12 protein-coding genes are annotated in these 21559 nt (G+C 40.2%); 3 read left to right on the plus strand and 9 right to left on the minus strand.

Annotated elements, in window-relative coordinates; genetic code table 11:
• Positions 1–869: 869 nt before the first annotated feature.
• Positions 870–1319: a hypothetical protein gene (locus NON16_RS11710; protein WP_257349225.1), complete on the plus strand. Its 450-nt coding sequence runs from the start codon at positions 870–872 to the stop codon at positions 1317–1319.
• A gap of 297 nt (positions 1320–1616) precedes the next feature.
• Here the strand turns inward: NON16_RS11710 and NON16_RS11715 are convergent, their stop codons facing one another.
• The 3 genes from NON16_RS11715 to NON16_RS11725 all read right to left on the minus strand — a co-directional run bounded on the left by NON16_RS11715 (position 1617) and on the right by NON16_RS11725 (position 4343).
• On the minus strand, positions 1617–3053 hold the full coding sequence (locus tag NON16_RS11715; protein ID WP_257349226.1) for an NAD-dependent succinate-semialdehyde dehydrogenase: 1437 nt from the start codon (positions 3051–3053) through the stop codon (positions 1617–1619).
• Positions 3054–3133: 80 nt separating this feature from the next.
• Complete coding sequence (locus tag NON16_RS11720; protein ID WP_257349228.1) at positions 3134–4045, minus strand: fumarylacetoacetate hydrolase family protein; 912 nt, start codon at positions 4043–4045, stop codon at positions 3134–3136.
• Between the two features lie 10 nt (positions 4046–4055).
• The gene (locus NON16_RS11725; RefSeq protein WP_257349229.1) at positions 4056–4343 is read right to left on the minus strand and encodes a 4a-hydroxytetrahydrobiopterin dehydratase; all 288 of its coding nucleotides are present in this window, start codon (positions 4341–4343) and stop codon (positions 4056–4058) included.
• 176 nt (positions 4344–4519) lie between these two features.
• On the opposite strand from NON16_RS11725, the gene NON16_RS11730 reads away from it, so the two are divergent.
• On the plus strand, positions 4520–6292 hold the full coding sequence (locus NON16_RS11730; protein ID WP_257349230.1) for a B12-binding domain-containing radical SAM protein: 1773 nt from the start codon (positions 4520–4522) through the stop codon (positions 6290–6292).
• Positions 6293–6323: 31 nt separating this feature from the next.
• On the plus strand, positions 6324–6977 hold the full coding sequence (gene trhA / locus NON16_RS11735; RefSeq protein ID WP_257349231.1) for a PAQR family membrane homeostasis protein TrhA: 654 nt from the start codon (positions 6324–6326) through the stop codon (positions 6975–6977).
• Positions 6978–7118: 141 nt separating this feature from the next.
• Here the strand turns inward: trhA and NON16_RS11740 are convergent, their stop codons facing one another.
• The 6 genes from NON16_RS11740 to addB form a co-directional block, all read right to left on the minus strand.
• Positions 7119–8621, minus strand: a complete 1503-nt coding sequence (locus tag NON16_RS11740) for an efflux RND transporter periplasmic adaptor subunit (RefSeq protein WP_257349232.1) — start codon at positions 8619–8621, stop codon at positions 7119–7121.
• Positions 8622–8637: 16 nt separating this feature from the next.
• Complete coding sequence (locus tag NON16_RS11745) at positions 8638–9312, minus strand: hypothetical protein (RefSeq protein WP_257349233.1); 675 nt, start codon at positions 9310–9312, stop codon at positions 8638–8640.
• Between the two features lie 341 nt (positions 9313–9653).
• Positions 9654–13061 carry an AAA family ATPase gene (locus NON16_RS11750; protein WP_257349234.1) on the minus strand — a complete coding sequence of 1136 codons (3408 nt, stop codon included), beginning with the start codon at positions 13059–13061 and terminating at the stop codon, positions 9654–9656.
• Positions 13058–14233: an exonuclease SbcCD subunit D gene (locus tag NON16_RS11755; RefSeq protein ID WP_257349235.1), complete on the minus strand. Its 1176-nt coding sequence runs from the start codon at positions 14231–14233 to the stop codon at positions 13058–13060. The genes NON16_RS11750 and NON16_RS11755 overlap by 4 nt, the downstream gene beginning before the upstream one ends.
• 16 nt (positions 14234–14249) lie before the next feature.
• Complete coding sequence (gene addA, locus NON16_RS11760; RefSeq protein WP_257349236.1) at positions 14250–18002, minus strand: helicase-exonuclease AddAB subunit AddA; 3753 nt, start codon at positions 18000–18002, stop codon at positions 14250–14252.
• Entirely contained in the window at positions 17980–21492 is a 3513-nt protein-coding gene (gene addB / locus NON16_RS11765) for a helicase-exonuclease AddAB subunit AddB (protein ID WP_257349237.1), read from the minus strand. Before addB ends, addA begins: the two co-directional genes overlap by 23 nt.
• Positions 21493–21559: the final 67 nt, after the last annotated feature.

Genomic DNA, 21559 nt, shown 5'->3' on the forward strand with positions numbered 1-21559 from the left:
GCAATCGAGGAGGCTGTCGCCGCCTGAGTCAGCCTACGATTAGCGTCGAATTTCTTCGTCAGTTTTGTTCATACGGTCCTCATTTAGATAAACTAAACTCCGGTCCTCTGAACTTCACTTCCTTGAACTTCTCGCTTCTCGTAACCTGACAGACAGGAGGCCTGAAGTGATCCAAGTGGCTGGGCGCTGGAGCTAGACAGTACATCTATGCATCCAAATTTTATACTTTCTTAACCTACAANACAGGAGGCCTGAAGTGATCCAAGTGGCTGGGCGCTGGAGCTAGACAGTACATCTATGCATCCAAATTTTATACTTTCTTAACCTACAAAGAAACATCCTGCATATATTTTTCATATAAAGATTTAATTTAATTATTGGGGTCAGACTCCTCCTATACAATATTTCGTTCAAAATGTTGTATAGGAGGTTAGCTGGCCCCTTTTTACGTGAAGCCACATCCTAATAACCTGTTATCGAAGAAGAAAGACCCACAGCTTTTTACTGCATCCTATTTAATCTGTCCGGATTTAGGTTAATCTGTTCGGAATAACGATTAATTCGTCCTTAATAAGCCCAATCTGTCCAGAATAACGATAATCTATCCGGAATTAAGCTAATCTGTCCGGAATGACGATTAATTCGTTCTTAATCAAACTAATCTGTCCAGAATACAAATAATTGACCAATATGCATTCTCGACAAAAATCAACATCAGTATGACAGTACTGTACTCTGGCTACGTTTCTAGATTTTCTCTACTCCAACTGATTCGTTCATAAAATGTAAGTTCTGAATTTGTCCAAAGCTGAATAAGCCTATGGTAGAGTCATCTTCAATTTCAGAAAAAACATCAATGGAGGTCTATCATGAAGAACAAACATGTATGGTTGCACACTAGCTTACTGATTTGTTTTGCCTTGCCGTGGATCAACATTCCATTCTTTATTACTAATATCTCTGTCTCGGGTTACATGCTTCCTTTTAAAACGAGTACACTAGCCCAGCAATTAACCGAACTGGGGGTTGTAGCGGTTCCCTTCCAGCAGATGCTGCCTCTATACCTCATCCTCATTGCCCCCTTATTATCAACCTTCTTACTAATACAAGCGCTGTTTAAAAAGAGGCAAGATGTACGCTTGGACTGCATCACAGGATTCATTGCTGTGATTGGTTCGCTTTATATAATGTCCAATACGTATGACCTAATATCAGCGGGTGTTTTTATAACGATTCCTGTCTCATTATTGCTCGCTGCCAGTCCACTTTTCCAAAAAGAAAAAGCGGCGAATTACGCACCGCTTAATAAATCAGCTTAGGTTGGCCAATCGTACAATCACCTATATCGTTGAAGTAAAAGGGCTGCTCCCATGATGAGTGGGGCAGCCTTTTTTTATAAAGTAAAGATAGTATAAAAGTTTTCGGCATGGATGTAATGTCCAGCTTCAGCGCCCAACCACTTGGATCACTTCAGGCCTCCTGTGGCGGCAACACACTGAAGTACTCCATGTATATTCCCACGCAGGGCCGAACTTGTTTGGGCCGAGCCTCCTCGTCGGTCTTCCAGTGACCTTCGTGGCTATGCAGGGCGCTTGCGCTTTTCTTAGATGTTGTATTTAATTTTCTTTGAGCCCTATTGAAATATATTTTGTTTCGAGGTACTCTTCAATTCCTTCGATTCCGCCTTCTCGCCCTAGCCCACTTTGCTTCATACCGCCAAATGGTGCTTGTGCAGCTGAAGGTAAGCCGTCATTCCAGCCGACGATCCCATAATCTAATGCTTCGACTACTCTAATGCCTCGACTGTAATTTTCACTGAACACATATGCTGCAAGGCCGAATGGTGTAGCGTTTGCATATTTAATTGCTTCCTCATCAGTAGTAAACTTTTGTATTGGAGCAACCGGTCCAAATGTTTCTTCATTCATAATTAACATGCTTGGTTGCACATCAATAAGAACAGTTGGATGGTAATAATAGGTTCCATTTTCCCCTTCTTTTCCTTTTCCACCAAGAACACATTTCGCACCTTGTTTGACGGCATTTTTGACATGTTTTTCAACCTTTTCATAACCGTCTCTATTGATAAGAGGACCTACGTCTACTCCCTCTTCCATCCCATTGCCAATCCTAAGCTTCTCTGTTTCGGCGACGACTTTCTCAATAAATGCGTCATAAACTTTTTCCTGTACATAAACCCGATTTCCACAAATACACGTTTGTCCGCCATTACGGAATTTAGATGCAACGGTTTGCTGTGCTGCAAAGTCGATATCTGCATCATCCAACACTACAATTGGGGCATGTCCTCCAAGCTCGAGCGAGATTTTTTTAACTTGTTCTGCAGCCTGTTTCATCAAGATTTTACCCACTTCAGTGGATCCTGTAAATGTAAGTTTCTTCACTCTAGGATTGGACATGATCTCCTCACCAATTTCAGAGGATTTTCCTGTTACGAGGTTCACAACTCCTTTTGGAATACCTGCTTCATCACAAAGCTCAGCAAGCCTTACTGCAGTTAATGGCGTTTCGTTAGGTGGTTTAATGACAATTGTACAGCCTGCAGCGAGAGCAGGAGCTAGCTTTCGAGTGATCATGGCAGCAGGGAAATTCCAAGGTGTAATTGCCCCGACAACACCGACAGGCTGCTTATTTACCTGCATACGCTTGTTATGTTTTGAAGCAGGAATTGTCCGACCATATATACGCTTACCTTCTTCTGCAAACCATTTTAAAAAGGATGCTGCATATTGAGCTTCACCTTTTGATTCTTTTAAAGGCTTACCCATCTCAAGTGTCATTATTTCTGCTAACTCATCTTCATGCTGAAGCATAAGTTCATATAGTTTTTCGAGATAATCAGCCCTTTCATACGCAGTTGTTTTCGACCACGATTTAAAGGCTTCGTTAGCTGCTTCGATTGCATTTCGAGTTTCTTTCTTCCCTGCTCTCGGTACAGTTCCGACTAATTCACCTGTAGCTGGATTAATAACCTCAACCTTTTCAAGATCTTTCCCAGTCCACTCCCCATTTACATAGATACCTTTTTCCATCGTTACGCCTCCTATTTATTCATTCTTCTTTGCACACACTAATACAATTCTATTTAAACCATTCCATTTCAAAAGGTTTTCTAAACGTGCTTTCGGATCGTGTTTGTTAGGACACCAATGTTTTCAATATCAATGGATACTACATCGGAATCTTCTAAATATCTTGGTGGTTTGAACCCTTTCCCAACTCCTGCAGGGGTTCCAGTGGCGATAATGTCACCTGGTTCCAGGGTCATACCTCTAGAAAGGTCTTCAATCAATGTTGGAATATCAAAGATCATCTGACATGTATTTGCATCTTGCCGGACTTCTCCATTCACCAATGTTTTTATATGTAACTCGTTCGGTGATTCAACTGCCTTTTTATGAACAAGATAGGGACCCATTGGGCAGCTTGTGTCCAGGCTTTTCCCGATTAAGAACTGTTTATGACGCATTTGAAGGTCTCGTGCGGTAATATCATTGATTATCGTATACCCAAACACGTAATTGTATGCTTCATCTTTACGAATTCCTTTTCCTGTCCTTCCTATTACAACAGCAAGCTCACCCTCATAATCCAGTTCTTCGGTTATCGAATTTGGAATTTCTATATTTTCAAATGGTCCGATAACTGAAGTTGGTGCTTTTGAAAAAACCATCGGTACTTCTGGAACATCCGCTTCACTTCCCAATTCAAGGGCATGGTCCCGATAATTTTTACCGATACAAAAAATATTTTTGGTCGGTCGTGGAATCGGAGCTAATAATTGAACGTCTTCGCCTTTTAAAATCAACATTGGATTCTTAAGGTCAATTTGAAAACGATCAAGTAGACCTTCAACTAGATTGATAAAAGGTGTGCCTAACTGAACAGCTTCCAGTAGTGTGTTAGGAAATTCAACGTTTAATTCTTCAGCAACTCCTGTCAAATTGAGTATTTCCAGTGGAACCTCCTTCAATACAAGACCAATAACCGACTCATTCTGGAATTTCGCAGTTACAAACTTCAATCCGTTCACCTCACAGTTGATAGCAGCGATCGTAATCAATCGCAAGCTTAAAATCGATCTCGGTTAAACCTTTTGCTTGCCATGAGCTTAATTTAACAGTAATAAGCTTATAATCGACTGATATCAAAGGATGGTGATTCGCTTCTTCTGACATATAAGCAATCTCTGAAACAAACTTAATCCCATCCAAGTAATTTTTAAAACGATATTTCTTTACGATCCAATTGCTCTCTTCCAATGTCCACCCATCTAATGATTCTAAAAAGCTATTGACTTCTTCTTCTGATAATCGTTCCATCAATTATCCTCCTTATAAAAATAGATGTATTATTACTTGGTGTCGTTGCTCATAAGCCTCTCATCATATATACTTCAATAAACTTCCGATAAAATCCTTTTTCCAACCATTCATGAAATGGTGTACTTCAATGTGTTAAAATGAATTGTTATTAGTTTTTACTTGGAGTGAAGAATATGAATATAATTGTGAGCACGTTAAATGCGAAATACATACATACGTCCCTTGCTTTGCGTTATCTTAAGGCGTATTGTGAACCTGATTTTAACATTCACATGATGGAATATACAATAAAAGATCCTATTATGAACATCGTTTCTGATCTCTATTCACGGAATCCAGATGTTATTGGTTTCAGCTGTTACATTTGGAACATTGAAGAAACGATCCCTTTGATTGAAATGCTCAAAAAAATACGTCCCGAAATCAAAATCGTTCTTGGGGGTCCAGAAGTTTCCTATGATGTCTCTCATTGGCTCGAAAGACTTCAAAATGTTGATTACTTTGTCGTTGGTGAAGGTGAAGAAACCTTTAAGGATCTCTTAGAAATGATAAGGGATAGCGGCGAACCTGACTCCGTTGCGGGTATTGCTTACTTAAAAGAAGGAAAGCCACACCGAACAGCTCCACGTCCCAAACTTGATCTAAAATCGGTTCCATCACCATTTCGTTTTGATGAAGATCTTAGTCAATTATCTAAACGAGTTACCTATATCGAAACAAGTCGTGGTTGTCCATATTCCTGCGCATTCTGTCTTTCATCCATTGAAGTTGGAGTTCGCTACTTTGACATCGAAATGATGAAAGAGGAAATTCGCTTTCTAATGACCAATGGTGCCAAGACAATTAAATTTGTAGACAGGACATTCAATATTCGCAGAGATTATGCGTTGGAAATGTTTGAATTTCTAATAAAAGAACATCGACCAGGTACAGTATTTCAGTTTGAAATTACTGCGGACATTATGCGACCTGAAGTCATCGATTATTTAAACGAGCATGCTCCGAAAGGTCTTTTCCGATTCGAGATTGGCGTTCAATCAACAAATGATACGACCAACGAGCTTGTAGAACGACGACAAAACTTTGAAAAATTAACCCGTACCGTAACGACTGTTCGTGATGGGGGAAAGATTGTTCAGCATCTGGATTTAATTGCAGGATTGCCTGAAGAAAACTATGATTCTTTTCGGAAAACCTTTAATGATGTCTTTGCATTTCGTATTGAGGAAGTCCAGCTTGGCTTTCTAAAAATGTTACGTGGGACAGGTTTGCGAATTCGAGCCAAAGAATATGACTACATCTACATGGAAAAAGCACCTTATGAGATTCTTGGCAACAATATATTAGCTTTTGATGATATCATTAAAATTAAACGGGTCGAGGATGTCTTAGAGAAATATTGGAACGACCACCGGATGGACGTGACAATTGATTATTTAATTACCACGGTATACGGATCAGCATTCGACTTTTTTCAAAGGTTCGGGGATTATTGGGAAAGACAAGGATGGTCCCGAATTGGCCATCAGCTTGAAGACCTGTTTCTACGGCTACGATCGTTCTTGAAGGAAGAAAAAGTAGAACGATTCGAGATGATCGAAGGGTTAATGAAATACGATTATTTTATCCGTCAAAAACATAAACCACGAAAGCCTTGGTGGGACTATAAGCTGGACAAGAAACAACAATCCAGCTATTTCAAGTTTCTATCTGAGCATTCAGCCATAGTGTCCGAACAATTTGCAGGATTATCATTGTATGAAAAAGAACTCCATAAACACGTAATGATTGAACAGCTACCATTTAACCTGGAACGTTTTCTAGAAGATGGTAAAATGATCGAAGAAGCAGTATTGATGATTCTATATTTTAATCCTAAAACACAGGTAGCGCAAATGTTCACCGTTCCAGAAGGTCGAATTAATGATACCTACGTAGCTCTTTAGTATCTATTCAAATACGAGGAGGTCAACAACTATGGCCAACACTCATACGTACACTAGAAATGAAGAAATCGCCAATGCGGTAACCCATGGAATAGGCGTAATATTCAGTATCGTCGCTCTCGTTCTGCTCGTTGTAATGTCGGCACTAGATGGATCAGTCTGGCATGTTGTCAGCTTTTCGGTTTACGGAGCAACGATGCTCATCCTCTTTACAGCTTCAACTTTAGTGCATAGTTTCCCAGATGGAAAACTGAAGGATCTGTTTGAGATATTTGACCATGCTGCTATTTACCTGTTCATTGCAGGAACGTATACACCATTTTTGTTTGTCGTTGTAAAAGGCTCGCTTGGGTGGACTTTATTCGGAATTGTATGGGGAATTGCTGTCTTCGGAGTCTTTTTCAAGGCGTTCTTTGTAAAGCGGTTCTTATTCATATCAACCTTTATCTATGTACTGATGGGCTGGCTTGCCGTTATCGCATGGAATCCACTCGTTACTACGTTGCCCCCTACAGGAATGAACCTATTTATTATCGGGGGACTCCTTTTTACTATTGGAACCGTCTTTTACGTATGGCGCGCATTTCCATACCATCACGCAGTCTGGCACGTATTTGTCTTAGCTGGTACTGCTGTTCACTTTTTTGCAGTACTTCTCTATGTGCTCCCGATTCAAATTGTATAGTTAAAAATGTAGATAAAGGGCCGGCTCTATGCCTGCCCTTTTTTACGTTAAGAAAGTATAAAGCAAAGGCCTTTAGGTCATCCCTTTAGGGACTAAGGCTCAGCCGGCGCCAAAGGCTTGGCTTCGCCAAGTTTTCTTTAGCTATGACTTATCTCCATTACCGGTTGTATTTCCTCTCTGTTGGTCTTTAGTTGGTATATTCTCTTCATTACTATCAATGTCTTGTGAATTTTCATCATCGTTCGGTAGGTCTTTTCCATCGTTTGTTTCTTTTTCTTGTTGCTTTCCATTTCCATTTTGAGAATCACCATCTTGACCCGATCCATTATTAGATTGTGTTTCATCATCGTTCCGTATTTCTGTCTTTGGTTGGCCGTCGGTTTCAGGTTGATCACTGTCTCTGTCTTGGTCATCTGTTCCCTGATCTAATTCAGTGCCTTGCTTTGTTTCAGTTTTAGGATTATCTGTTTGGTCCTGCTTCTTTTTATCCTTCTTTTTCTTTTCCTTCTTCTTTTCAATTTCGACTTCCATATTATCAACAAGAAGACGATTTGGTCGTTTGATGATTAATTCGTTCGGTTTTAGTCCTTTTTGGATTTCCTGATACGTTTCATTTGTAAAACCTAATGTCACTTCTCTTTTATCAATGTAGCCATTTTTAACAACGAAAACGTAATGATTTCCATCGAGCTGCATGATTGGGCCATCCTTAATTGCGACAGCATTTTTTTCTGCTATAGGCTCCAACTCTAATTCCACAGTGGTTCCAACAGGTAACTGCTTATCCGAATTTAAATCTGGGGCTACGTCAATTGGAAACTTCTTTTTCCCGTCTTCATTGTTAGGTGTACCAATTGAAAGGATTGTTCCTGTCCACTTCATCTGTTCCTGATAAGGAGATCGAATTGTTACTGGCTCTCCTTCTTTTACTAATAGAACATCTTGTTCACTTAAATGACCTCTTACAATCACTGCGTTATCACTCGTTATTGTCACAAGTGGTTTCTTATTTGAACTTCCATTTTTATTAACCTTTTTAACTATTCCAGAAACAGAACTTTCTACAATTTTATTCTCCAGTTCTGTTTTCAATCGACTGATTTCAGTCTCCTTAGAAGAAATTAACTTATCCATTTTATCTACTTGAAACGATGCTTCTGCCCTTTCTTGTTCTAAAAGATAGATCGCAGACTGATCTTGATTCTGATCCTTTTCATCTCCACTTGGAACATTGCTTGTTTCCTCGCTAATTTGTGAACGAATTAATTCTACACGTTCTTCGTAATAGCTTTGTTCAGTTTTAAGTTCAGCGATGTCATTTTCTAGTTGGGCAATTTGATTTTCAACTTCGGTTGATTGATATTTAACAATTGGCGTTCCAGCACTAACCTGGTCACCTTCTTGAACTAGGATTTCTCCTACTTCGCCACGGTTTTGTTCATAATAGACTTCCTCTCTATCACGCGGAACAATAACACCGGTCGTTTTAATAGTTTCCCGTAAATCTTTCTTTTCAACAGTAACCACTTCATATGGTTTTTCACTGGCAAATAATGTATCATTTAAAATGAATAAATACGTAGTAATTACGATAAATAGAATGACCGGTAATCCGATCAGCCCTCTTTTTATGTATCGGTTCAACCTGATGCTCTCCTTTCTATCCATTCAAATGCATATGGTACAAGCTGTTAATCAAAGCCACAATTACTATAAATCCGAAGTGAAGCAAAATTGTCACTGTACGTACATAACGGTTCGATTTTAAAGATGCTACTTGTAATAGTCGGGTAGAAGCATATAAATGCCAAATAAAGAACAGTGTGATCCAACCTGAAAGTGAATACAGAAAAACATTATCAGTTAAAAGACTAACCCACGGCCCTAATCCAAAAGGAGAGAGCATTTCAGTTGAACCAAATTTCAGCATAAATGGAAGGTTGGCTGTTAATCCAACAAGAACAATGACATATAAGTACGTATTTAATACAAACAATTTCTTATACCCTATATCTCGGAAAAAGGTCCAAGATGATAGAGCAGCCAAACCGATAAACAAAAAGGGGATGATTAGTCCAGATAAAGCACCGCACACCCCAATCAAGATGGAAGCTGCTTGTTGCTGTTCTTTTGATAGTTTCATTTCCGTTGCTTCCGGCATATTCAACCATTCTGCTGCACTAATGTAAAATAAAAACCCGAAAACAATAGTGCTGGAGAGTAGTAAAATCAGCATCCGTATTCGATAACCATGTAAATTCGTAGATTCCCTTAACGTATGTACCGTTTCTTTCGGCTTAAATATTCCTTTCCAAACTTGAACCTGGTGTTCCACTAGATATCCCCCTTTGTGCTCTACATGATGACTCTCTTTATCCTATCAGAAAATCTACTAAAATATCATATTTTTCCATAAAAACAACAAATAATTTACTTCACTGTAATGAGTGCCCAGTGATAAGGTTTGAACTCTTATTCTAAACACATAATTCTATATCTGTATTAGCTACTCTTCGATAAATTTCTTTCATTTCCTTGTTTACACGAAATCGTTTTTTAGTAAGACGACTAATTTAGCTAATTGGAACTATTTTTTAAGCTATACAAAAACTTGGTTATTGCAATCAATCTGAATGACAACAACCAAGTTTGTTTTAATCCATTTTCAGCTGGAACTTATAATGTTTCGATGTAGACACTACTCCCATTTCCACTTGGTTGTGCAGGTTCAACAATGAGCTTTTTAGGTAATCGTGCACGCAATTCAGGAACATGCGAGATGACACCAACCGATAACTGCTGCAATTGTAAACGCTCAAGAGCGGTTATAACAGTTTCTAAAAGTTCTTGGTCCAGTGTGCCAAATCCTTCATCCAGGAAGAAAAACTCAAGTGGATGTTGGCCTTGCAGTTGAATTTGAGCTGATAAAGATAACGCGAGTGCGAGTGAAGTAAGGAAGGTCTCGCCACCGGATAGAGAAGAAACAGGTCTTCTAATCCCCCCATTGGCATCGTCACGGATGATAAACCCTCCAGATGAATCAACTTCTATTGCATAGCGGTGTTTCGTTAATTCACCTAACCGTTCAGAAGCATCCCTAGCAACCTGAACCAACTGCTCTTCAGCAACGAATTCTACGAAACTATTCCCTCGGAAAACAGCCTGTAGTTTACCAAGACGTTCAGAGAGCTCTTCAGTCACGACTCGCCTATTTTCTAGAGCCTCAAACTTCTTAGTACGTGTTCTCAATTGTTCAACAGTTTCCTCGAGCCGAGCTTGAGTAGACAAAGCGGTATCCTTATCACTTTTAGCTTTTTCTAGATCCTCCCTTGCCACATTCCATTGTTTTTCACTAATCGTATTCTCATCTAAATGGCTAGTAAGTCTGCGTTGGTCATGTTTTAAGTTCTGATACCTAGATGTAAAGGTGTCAAGTTCTTCTTCCCACTGCTTTTGAATTTCATTTCGTACGATGGAATCTTTCACCTCAGCTTGACTCGTCATGGCTGATTGAGCACACTTCTCCTCCCATCTAAGATTAGCTAATTCTTCACGGGCCCTGGCTTGTTCTGTCGATTGCTTCGCAGCTTCAAGCTCTTTTTCAAAACGTTGCAGTTGTTCATTTTCTGTATTTAATTCGTCTTTAACCTTTGATTCAGACACCTTTAGTTCTGATAGTTCTGTTTCTACTTTTCCGATTAGCTCATCCGCAGAATTTCCATCACAGAGTGTGTCAATTTTATTTGTTATTTCTTCACACCGAGAATGCAACTCTGAAACATTTGACGAGAGTTTTGTTACGTTTAGCTGTAGGGTCTGATAGTGTTCACTAACTTTATTAAGTTCTTCCTCAACTGTTGTAATGTAGTTCACGCTTGTTTCAAATCTTTTTTTCAAGCTAGCTGCTTCCTCATCAATTCGATCCATTTCTTTCTGTTTGTTCTCAAGAGTCGCAAACGGAAATGTGTTGAATTGAGATTCCCAATTAGAAGTTTTCACTTGAAGCTGCTGTTCACAATCATTATACTTCTTTTCCATTTTTCTGAAGTCATCTTTAAGTGTCGTAAGTTTTGAACTAAACTCCAAACATTGTTTGTCACAAGATCTTAGTGAAACAACACACTCATCCCGCTTTTCTTTTAACTCAATTACGTCCTGACGAAATCCCTTTGTTTCAGTTTTCAGTAATCGTAGATATTCATGTAGTTCGTTTATTGAATCAACGGAATCCTTCATTGGATCATAAAGAGTAGCTGCAATTTCATCTTTGTCTCCCTTTCGCGAGTCCGTATAATCCTTTAACGTCACGAACATGTGTTGGAGATCTCTTTTACTATCACCAATGACTGTTTCTTCGTCCCGTATAGCTTTCAGCATTTCTTCTAAGTCTGTTCGTTGCTTATTATAATCAACTTTCATCATTTCAGATGTGGCAAGGTGCGGGTGTTCAATTGACCCACACACAGGACACGCTTGTTCTTCTTTTAATTGGTTTGCGAGTTGAATTGCAAGATCATGAACATCCGCCTCATTTTGTTGTGTAGTTGCATTCTTTATGGAAGTGGCAATCCGATCCTTAGCTTGTTCAATGACTCGTTCATGCTCACATATCCGGTTGTAAATTCCTTCAGTTTGTCCGAGTAACCCATGAATTCGGTGTATATATTGACTGTTTTTCGTTAGTACTGACCGTTCTTGAGTAATGATCATTTGTTGAGTTTCTTGATTGGTATTTTTTTCTCCTATTAATTCATCTCTTGTTTGTTGGAGTACAACAATGTCTTTCTTTAAGGATAACGCTTCTCGTAAATGGTTTCGATCTTTATAGCTGACTGTCTTTTGCTCAAGTTCTCCTTTAATATGCCCTTGCCTTTCAGTTGCCTTTTGTTTTTTCTCCCTCAACGTTTCTAATGATTTCTGGAGCTGAACCAATTGCTCATCATTACTTTTGAAGCTCTCTTTTTGAGTTTGATAACGTCTCCGTTTTTCTTTCAGCTCTTTTTCTAGATCTTTTGCATGCTTATATTCCTGTAATTTTTTGTACAGCATCGGTTCCTCTGCTGAACGTTTTTCCGAACACTTTGTAAGCTCTTGTTCCGCCTTCTCTACATGAATTTGTGATTTAGCCAGCGACTTGTGAAGTAAGTCTTTTCGCTCGGTCCAATAGTTCTTTTCCTTCGTAGCACCTTCGAGTTCTTCTACATATGGTAGCAATGAATCAGCTTGTCTAGCATTCGTTAAACGTTCACGTATATCCTGAATATGGGGTAGTTTACCTTCAGATTCTCGAAGTTTTTGTTCAACCTTAAGTAACTCTTCCTGCCACGCCCAAATTTGTCGATAACGCTCAAATTGTTCAGTTGCAGATTTTAAAGAGTGGTCTTTTTGAGAAACATCTTCAATTGCCTTTTTAAGTTGCAACTCTGTCTCTTGTAGTGCTTCTTGTGAAGCGTTTCCGAGTCCCTGTTGTTCAGCAACTATTTCCTTAAGCTCCGTCCTTGTTTCATCTAACCTAAGTTTTAGACGGTTATTCAATTTGTCACCGTATTGCTCTAAATGGAAAAGTCGTTGCAGCATTTGTCGGCGGTCAGCCCCTTTTAATGAAAGGAATTCAGCAAACTTCCCTTGGGGCAAAACAACAGCTCGTGTAAAATCTGTAAGTGTTAAGCCAAGCACCTTTTCCACCTGACCCGTTACATCTCGTTCTTTGTCTGCCAGAACAATCGAATCTTCACGATCAACTTCAATAAGCCTACATGAACTGGTTCGTACTGACTCGTCTTTCGTTCTCCGGTAAGCCCTTTCTACTCGGTAACGTTTTCCATTCAGCCGGTCACCCAGTTCAAAAGTGAAGGCGACATGAAGCTGTTTTTCAGCATGATTCATGATCCCTTGTATATTATTAGTTGCTCGCTCAACCTTACCGTAAAGAGCTAGTGTAACAGCATCCAGCAAAGAGGATTTCCCGCTCCCCGTTGGTCCAAATATGCCGAAGACACCGCCATCGCAAAGAGATTGGAAGTCTACATTCTCTTTATCCCTAAAACTATGTAAACCAGATACGCTCAAGTGTATGGGCCTCATTTAACAGCATCCCCTTCCTCATGCTGAATCATCTCTAAAAAGAGTTTAATCGTTTTGTCGTCAGGTATCCCACCATTTGTCTGTCGTTCATAAAATCGTTTGAACAGTTGATCGATTGGTAGTTCTGAAACTCTCTGTTCATTACTTACAGGTTTAAGTTCCTTAAAGACAGGACGAATATGAATAAAGCCTGGGTGGGCATTTCGAAGCCTTTGAATTTCCTCCATGCTTAAAGCATCCTTCAGGTGAACCTCCAAATCAATCCATGCATTTGCATCCTTCTCTTCATCGAGCCAACGATAGATTTGCGACAAGCCTTCTTCCGCTTTCCATCGAACGAGTGGTTTTCCAGATGAAAGAAGGAGCTCATTGATATCTGGTTGTTTGCCTGGTTCAACATCAAGTATCGTAACCGATTTGGATTGTCCAGCTTCAGAAAAACTGTAAGATAATGGGGATCCAGAGTAGCGTGCAATACCATTCGCTCTTTGTATGGTTTGTGGCCGATGCAGGTGGCCTAGGGCGACATACTGGGCTTGTGCAGGGAGTGCATTTGCAGAAACGGTGTATGCCCCACCAACTTGTATCGGTCGTTCTGAATCGCACTCTCTTCCACCTGCAACGTAAACATGACTCATAGCAAGATTTACAGATGTTGGATCGAACCCTTTGCAAATCTGCTGGAAAATCGCTTCAATCCTATGATCATAGGCACTTTGTAATGCTTCCTCCTGAACAGATTCCGTTAATACCTCGTTCAATCTTGCTTCAGAAGGATAAGGCAGCGCCGCTATCTTTAATGTCTGGTTGCAGTTATCCATATGTAGCTCGATTGGCTTCAGTTTTGGATAGCCTACAATTGTAATTCCGTGCAACCCTGCAAGTGGCCCTGAGGCTGATAAGCGATCAGGATTATCATGGTTTCCAGCTATAAGAACAACTTTACAATTCCGATCCGATGTAAGCTTGGCCATACTCTCATAGAAAAGTTGTTCAGCCGCAGCAGGTGGGTTAACTGTATCAAAAACATCACCGGCCATTAGAACAACATCAATCTTCTCTTCTTTTACAATGTCATTTAATTCGGTTAAAAATTGTGCCTGTTCATCGATTCGGCTTCTACCTTCAAGTGTCCGACCTAAATGCCAATCCGCAGTATGGAGCACTCTCATGAATACCCCTCCCTTTTCACAAAAGTTTTAAGACATGTCCACCATCAAAGAAGTACAGATACTTTTCTTTACAAGGCTTCTTCCAAATTTGTTCTATCGCTTGTGCGTATAAATTTAATTGAAGTGTATACCTTTTTTCTAAAGTTGGGATCGCCTTCTCATACCCGCCATCAAACCGGTTCGTAATGGAGTCCGTCTTATAATCCAATAAAATAAATCCATCATCCTCTTCAATAACGCAATCTATAACCCCCTGCACTAAAACATGCTCTCCTTCACGACCTTGCCAGTCTTTATAAGCCTTTTCCGCTGGCAATGACATACTAAAAGGAACTTCACGTTGGACGTAATTTGCATTTTGAAGTCTTTTACCGATATCAGTCTGAAAAAATCGCACAATTGACTCTGTATCAATTACGTTAGACTGTTCTTCAGTAATTAGCTCTTGGTGAATCATCCAGGCCACTTTTTCATTGATCAACCCTTTGGTTACGGTCTTCGTATCGGTTAAATGCTGCATAACAAGATGCATCGCAGTCCCGCGTTCTGCTGCGGTCATAGATTTTTCCTGCAAGAAGCTCGGTCGATCTCCAATCGGGTTGCGAAATTGGCGTACAAAGGATGTATCACCATACTCATCTCTTGTATCTTGGTTTCGTTTCAGCTCTGTAACGGATTGTTTAGACATATGTTTTCTCGAAGCCTGGTACGGATACTTCCACGCTAATGCTTCATCTACATCAGCACTTGAGTCACTTTCTACTGTCCTCCAATCCTTTATCTGGTGAAGACGGTCAAGCTGTTCAATCTGATTGATATTTTCTGCTTCAACAATTTCACGAGCTGATAAGAGTGTTACCTGCCAGTTGTCTTGAGTATCCAAAAATTCAGGATCGGCAACCTCTCCTGCACCAGCCTTTTCCCTCAACATCTCCATTTGCGGATGTCGAATGACTGCAGGACCAATCCAATCAAGATAAGATCTCGCGGAAGCACGTTCATAATCTGGTAACAACCAGCCTAGTCGTGAAACCATATACTCCCATGCTTGTAGTTTCTTACTTAAATCTTTAACAGCCCCGATCAATAATAGCTTTTCTTTAGCTCGTGTAAGTGCTACATACAGAATTCTCATTTCCTCTGCAATCATTTCCATTCTTAATCGTTTCTGAATCGATAATTGAGGAAGCGTTGGATAGCTAACCCGCAATTCGGGGTTCATGTACTTTGCACCAAAGCCAATTTCTTTATGGAGTAAAAAGGATCCTTTGAGATCCATCTCGTTAAACTGTTTGTTTAAATTGGCGACCATAACGACTGGAAATTCTAGTCCCTTGCTTTTATGGATGGTCATGATTCTTACTACATCTTCTTGTTCCCCGAGTGCTCTTGCAGTACCTAAATCCTTACCCTGATCTTTCATACGATCAATAAAGCGAAGAAAACGGAACAATCCACGAAATGAAGTGTTCTCATATTGCCTAGCTCGATCGTAAAGAGCGCGAAGGTTTGCCTGACGCTGTTGACCACCTGGCATACCTCCGACATAGTCGTAATACCCTGTTTCTCTGTATATTTGCCATATAAGATCAGAAAGGTCCCCTTGTCTTGCTCTTGTTCTCCACCTCTGTAAATTACGGCAAAACCGATCAATATTTTGGTAAGTTGAATGCTTATTATCTCCTATTTTCAAATAGGAGTTCAGTGAGTCGTAGAAGGTTCCTCTTTTATTCGAAATACGGAGTTCTGCTAATTCCTCTCCAGACAACGAAATGATCGGTGAACGTAAAACGGAAGCAAGTGGTATGTCTTGATGAGGGTTATCGATAACCTTCAGCAATGAAATCATGACAGACACTTCCACCGCTTCAAAATATCCAGTGGATAAATCCGCGTATGATGGGATTCCTTGTTTCTTGAACTCCTCTAAAATCGTTGGTGCCGCATTTGATGTAGAACGTAACAGAATAACGATATCACGGTATTGAATAGAACGATATTGTTGGAGTTTATTATCGTAAATCTGAAATGACTCCCGAGTATCGTTTTGACCGATCAAATCCTGTATCCGACTTCCCATCCAACGAGCTTCTAATTGAATAGCTTCAATGTTTTCAATTTCTTCACTGTCCTCTTCGAATTCATCGTCTGTGCTTCGATCAATCAATACAAGCTCTGTTGAAGTTTGAGTACTCTCAGGAAAACTCGCGCCAAGCCTTAGTCGTGCTGCCTCGTCGTACTCTATTTCCCCAACGGTTTCGTTCATGATCTGCTTGAACAAAAAGTTGGTACTATCCAACACTTCTCTACGGCTTCTAAAATTCCGGGAGAGATCAATCCGCACACCCTCACCGGGATCTGACCTGTAGAAACGTTTGTACTTTTCAAGAAATAACGTAGGTTCAGCTAGTCTAAAACGATAAATACTTTGTTTCACATCTCCAACCATGAATAGGTTTGCGCCATCTTCGGGTTCCTTTGTTACAAGCTGGACGATTGATTCTTGAACGAGATTTGTATCTTGATACTCATCTACCAGTACCTCAATAAATTTCTGTCGGTACTCCTTTGCAGCTTCTGATGGGACAAGGTTATCAAGTAAAGACGATTCATTAGTGAGTACCTCAAGGCAAAGGTGTTCAAGGTCGGAGAAATCAACCAGCCCTTTTTCTTTTTTAGCTGTTTGGAATTGTTGTGCAAATCTCTGAACAAGTCCAACTAACGTTTTCATAACTGGAGCAAGCTCACGTAAATGTTCAATATAGGATTCAGGGGATCTACTGAACAGCTCTTCTTGGAGTCCGGTTACCTGCTTTTTGACTTTATCACGAACTGACTTTACTTTATCTTTTAACCGATCGTCGTACTCATCGCCTTTACATGCCCTAAGTCGCCCGAAAGATACCGACTGAAATTGTTCATATAGGCTTGACCATGACTTGTGGGATGCTTTTGTCAAAGAATGAAGCACTTGTTCATCAGCGAGTAGGTTGTCATAATAGGGTCCTGGTCCGTTTGGTAGGAGTGCCCACTTTTTCGCTTGTTCTAATAATTCAATCATGCCCCTTAATTGAAGCTGTACATCAAAGATCAAATCCGACGTCCATGATAGTTCATCAATGGATTGTACTGTGTTACTCTGTTCATATTTCCCAGCCATCTGGTGTAGCCATTGATCTGGCCATGGATAGCTTCTTGAAAAGTTAAATAGCCGTAGGATCATTCTTTGTATTTCGTCGTCCCCTCGGTCATTACTGAAACGATCAACGAGATCAAAAAATGTGTCATTATCTTCTTTTCCATACTCCAGCTCAAGTAGATCTTCGAGAACGTCCTGACGTATCAACTCCGCTTCGGTATCATCTGCTACCCGGAAATTTGGATCGAGATCAATTTTGAAATAATATTTACGAAGTACTTCAATACAAAAGGAATGCAAGGTGGAAATGGACGCTCGGTTCAACAACGTAAGCTGTCTTCTTAGATGAAGGGATCCAGGCTCTTCTGCTAATGCCTTTTCAAGTGCTAGGCCAATCCGTTTCCTCATCTCTGCAGCAGCAGCATTTGTGAACGTTACAATCAATAATCGATCCACGTCAATTCCGTTATTTTCTGTAATTCGCCGTACAATTCGTTCCACTAGTACAGCGGTTTTTCCTGATCCCGCTGCAGCTGCTACTAGAATATCTTCACCTCTTGCAGTAATCGCATGCCATTGCTCATCTGTCCACTGTGCATCCATCGGTTTAGGAATTACCTTGCGCATCATTTTGGCCCCCCTTCTCTCGTATTTGTTCAAACGCTTCTTCGTCCTTGACATTTTTTAAAATGCGATAATTATTTTCATCAAGTGTTGCATCAAATTGACATACAGAACGATACGAGCAAAATGTGCAGGGCGTACGTTTTTGAATTTCATACGGTGATATATCAATTTTCCCATCTGTGATTTCTGTACCGATCCTACCGATCATAGAGCGTACGTATGAACGAACATCATCAAATTGATCATGGCTGATGATTGAGGATCGTCTTTGAAACCCTCCACCTTTCTTTCTAGAAACAGGAATGATGTTTGAATGACTATCAATCGTATTGTCCATCAACTCAACGACTTCCTCATCCTCAAGTACAAGGCCTTTCATCTTAAATTTCTTAAACAACTGCTTTTCAATTTCATCAAGAGTAAGTAGCTTTTTCGACGAGTGAATCGGATCGTGCACATGGAAGTATAGGACACCTGCCGGTTTTGCAGCTTTTCCCAACCAAGTATCTGAATAGGTCAGAACAACATCTAAATATGTAAGCATTTGCAAGGCTATCCCGTAATAAACTTCTACTAGATTCAATCCCTTTTGACTGGATTTATAATCAATAACACGCAGCAATAGTCCATCGCTGCTTTCTGCAGCATCGACTCGGTCAATCCTACCCACTACCTCCATAGTGGCTCCATTTTGCAGTGTATATTTTAAAGGTGGTAATTGATCGCCCATACCGAATCCAAGTTCGAGACCTACTGGTGAAAACCCACTTGCCTTAGCCTGTTGACTTAGTACATAAGACGCTCGTCCTACAACATTTTTCAATTTTCGTTTAATATAGTTGTAGCGATTTGTACTCAATAAGATTTGACTTTGAAGCATAGGTGCTAATCGTTCAACCATTTCCGCTGCGATTCGATAGCAGTCTGTTGCAGAAAGCTCTTTCCAGTCGATGTCCCGCTGGTTCAGGTAATCGGCGACATCATTAAGAGCCGCATGGAAAAGTTGACCAATATCCGGTGCCTCCAATCGAAATAATGGACGTTCCTCAAGCTTTAATCCATAACTTGCAAAATGGGAAAAAGGGCATGATTGATGTCTTTCCATTCGTGATACACTTGCTTTTAGATGGTTGCCATATAATTCTTGGCTTGTCTTTCTTGGAAGACGTTCGGCTTTGTTGACATAGAAAAGACTATGAACGGTCCGCTTAGCCGTTTCAGACCAATGCTCGTCCTCCACAAACCAGTTGTACACATTCCACCATATCGATGATACTGGATACCCTTTTTGCCACTGGCGAAGCTGAACGGTTAAATAAGACAATGTACGTGCAGGTCTGACGATAAACCGTTCATCTTGTTCCTCTCCATCACCGGGCTCTAACATAAGTAAGCGTTCCTTCAGGTCAGGTAACAGCTCCTTCAATTGGTTTAATAGTATAGAAGGGACGAGTGATTTTCCTTCCTCATCTGCAAGGGGATAAGATACATACAAATATTCAGAAGCACTGCTCAAGGCCATATAAATTAAAAATGGTTCATCAAGCAATGTTTGTCTCGCTGTAGGAGCGAGATCTACCCCTTGTTCCAGCAGCCTTTCTCGATCGTCCTCAGAAAAGATCCCATCTTCCCTCGGTTTTGCGGGCAATACACCATCGTTTACACCAACAATGAAACTACATTTGACATTATACAACCTAGAACGGTCTAAGCTTCCAATCAAAACTTGGTCAAGTGATGGTGGAACTAAAGCAAACTTCATTGACTCTAACCCAGTATCAAGCATTTTACTAAACAGTTCTAAACTAACCGTCTCTTCACCAACAATTTCAACCATTTGTTCAAATAAATCAATCACTGCTCCCCAAACCTGATCATGTTCCCGAGCAACACTCAGTGCACCCTCTTTTTCAGCCTGATGTCGCCATTCTTCAAGCTTTGAAGGTACTCGAAGTCCTTCAAGAAATAAAAATAATGCTTCACACAATTGCTTACCATTTTCAGCGTTTTTGAGGTCACGTTCAAGCCTTGAGAGCGGGTCCGCGACCATCTGTCTTGCGTCATTAAGAATCGATTGTTTTTTCCGTTCATCATCTGTTTGGTTGCCAAATGATTGGTCAAGGGATCGATATTTTCGGTAGATCCAGTCTTTGTTGCTTGTCCACCGTTTCTTCCCATGGATCCCATGGGCCAATACAAAATTTTCTAATTGATCAACCTGTTCACGAAACTGTCGTGTAGACCGGTTCTCATCGAATGGAAAAAGTAAGTCTGTTTTTACGCACCTAAACACGGCATCATAGCGCCATTTTTGTAAAATTACATCTAAACTTGAACGAATGCATTCGACTAATGGATGATGTAACATCGAACGTTTTTGATCCAGAAAGTAGGGAATCTCGTAATCTACAAAAATGGAATCCAACAAATCTGAATAAGCGGAAGCATCTCGTACAAGAATGGCAATATCGCGGTAACGATACCCTTGCTTTTGTACGAGTTCTTGAATGTCTCTAGCTACACCCTCAAGCTCGGCTCTCCGATTAACAGCTCCGCTTAAAGTGACAGAACCTTCACCGTTAAATGGGACAACTGGTCTTTCATGATAGTAATTTTCCAGGTGTTGTATCGACGGGGAATCTTTAAATCTTTGTAATTCTTCAATAACCTCGTAACAATCAATCTCAACACCTGCATCCTGAGCAATCAATTCAATCTTTTGTAACGTTGTCGTTGTCATACGAAACAAATCAAGGTCCGTTGGTGCTTTCTCTTTAGGATAGTCGAGCGTTAGGGTTATCGTCATATTCTTTGCTTTTCGCATTAAAGCAGCTAACGCACTAAGTTCTTGCGGGGTATAGCTATGGAAGCCATCGACCCAGATCTCACAGTCTTTTAAATAGGTTGAATCAGGAATTTTCTGTTCAAACAATTGGAGATAATCCTCTGAATCGATATATTTACCAGCTACCATTTCTTCTAAACGGTTATAAATTATATGTACATCATGCAGTTTATCTACTAAAAGTTTCCGATCCTCTTTCTCATCAAAAAGGTTTTTCGAAAACTCTACAAGATCGTTCGATGTTAAGCAATATCGCTTAAATTCTTTAATCATTTCTTCTAATTGTTCATAAAAGCCTGTTTGTTCTGTTGCTTTATGAAAAAGGCGGAGATCTTCTTTACACTGTTCAACCACCTTTCGCAGTAGCATATTCATGCCGGTTGAATTTAAGTGATATCTTGTCAGTCCGCCGACCTCCTGCAATATCTTAAGCGCAAGACGTGAAAAACTGAAGACCTGCGCCCGGATCATTCCACCGAGTTCAGGCGTCTTTATTAATTCATATTCCATTTGGAATGTCATTTGATCTGGAACGAGAAAAATAAGAGGCTTACCATGAGGTTCATTCTTTAAACGCCCTCTTATTTCATTTAAACAAGAAGTCGTCTTTCCACTTCCTGCTCTGCCTATTTTAAATCGGATGGGCATTGCTACTCTCCTCCTGTTTATACACGTTCTTATTTATACCTTTCATTATCTCATGTTTTAGCATTGA

The organism is Pseudalkalibacillus decolorationis (assembly GCF_024609785.1).
GTDB classification, from domain to species: domain Bacteria; phylum Bacillota; class Bacilli; order Bacillales; family Fictibacillaceae; genus Pseudalkalibacillus; species Pseudalkalibacillus decolorationis.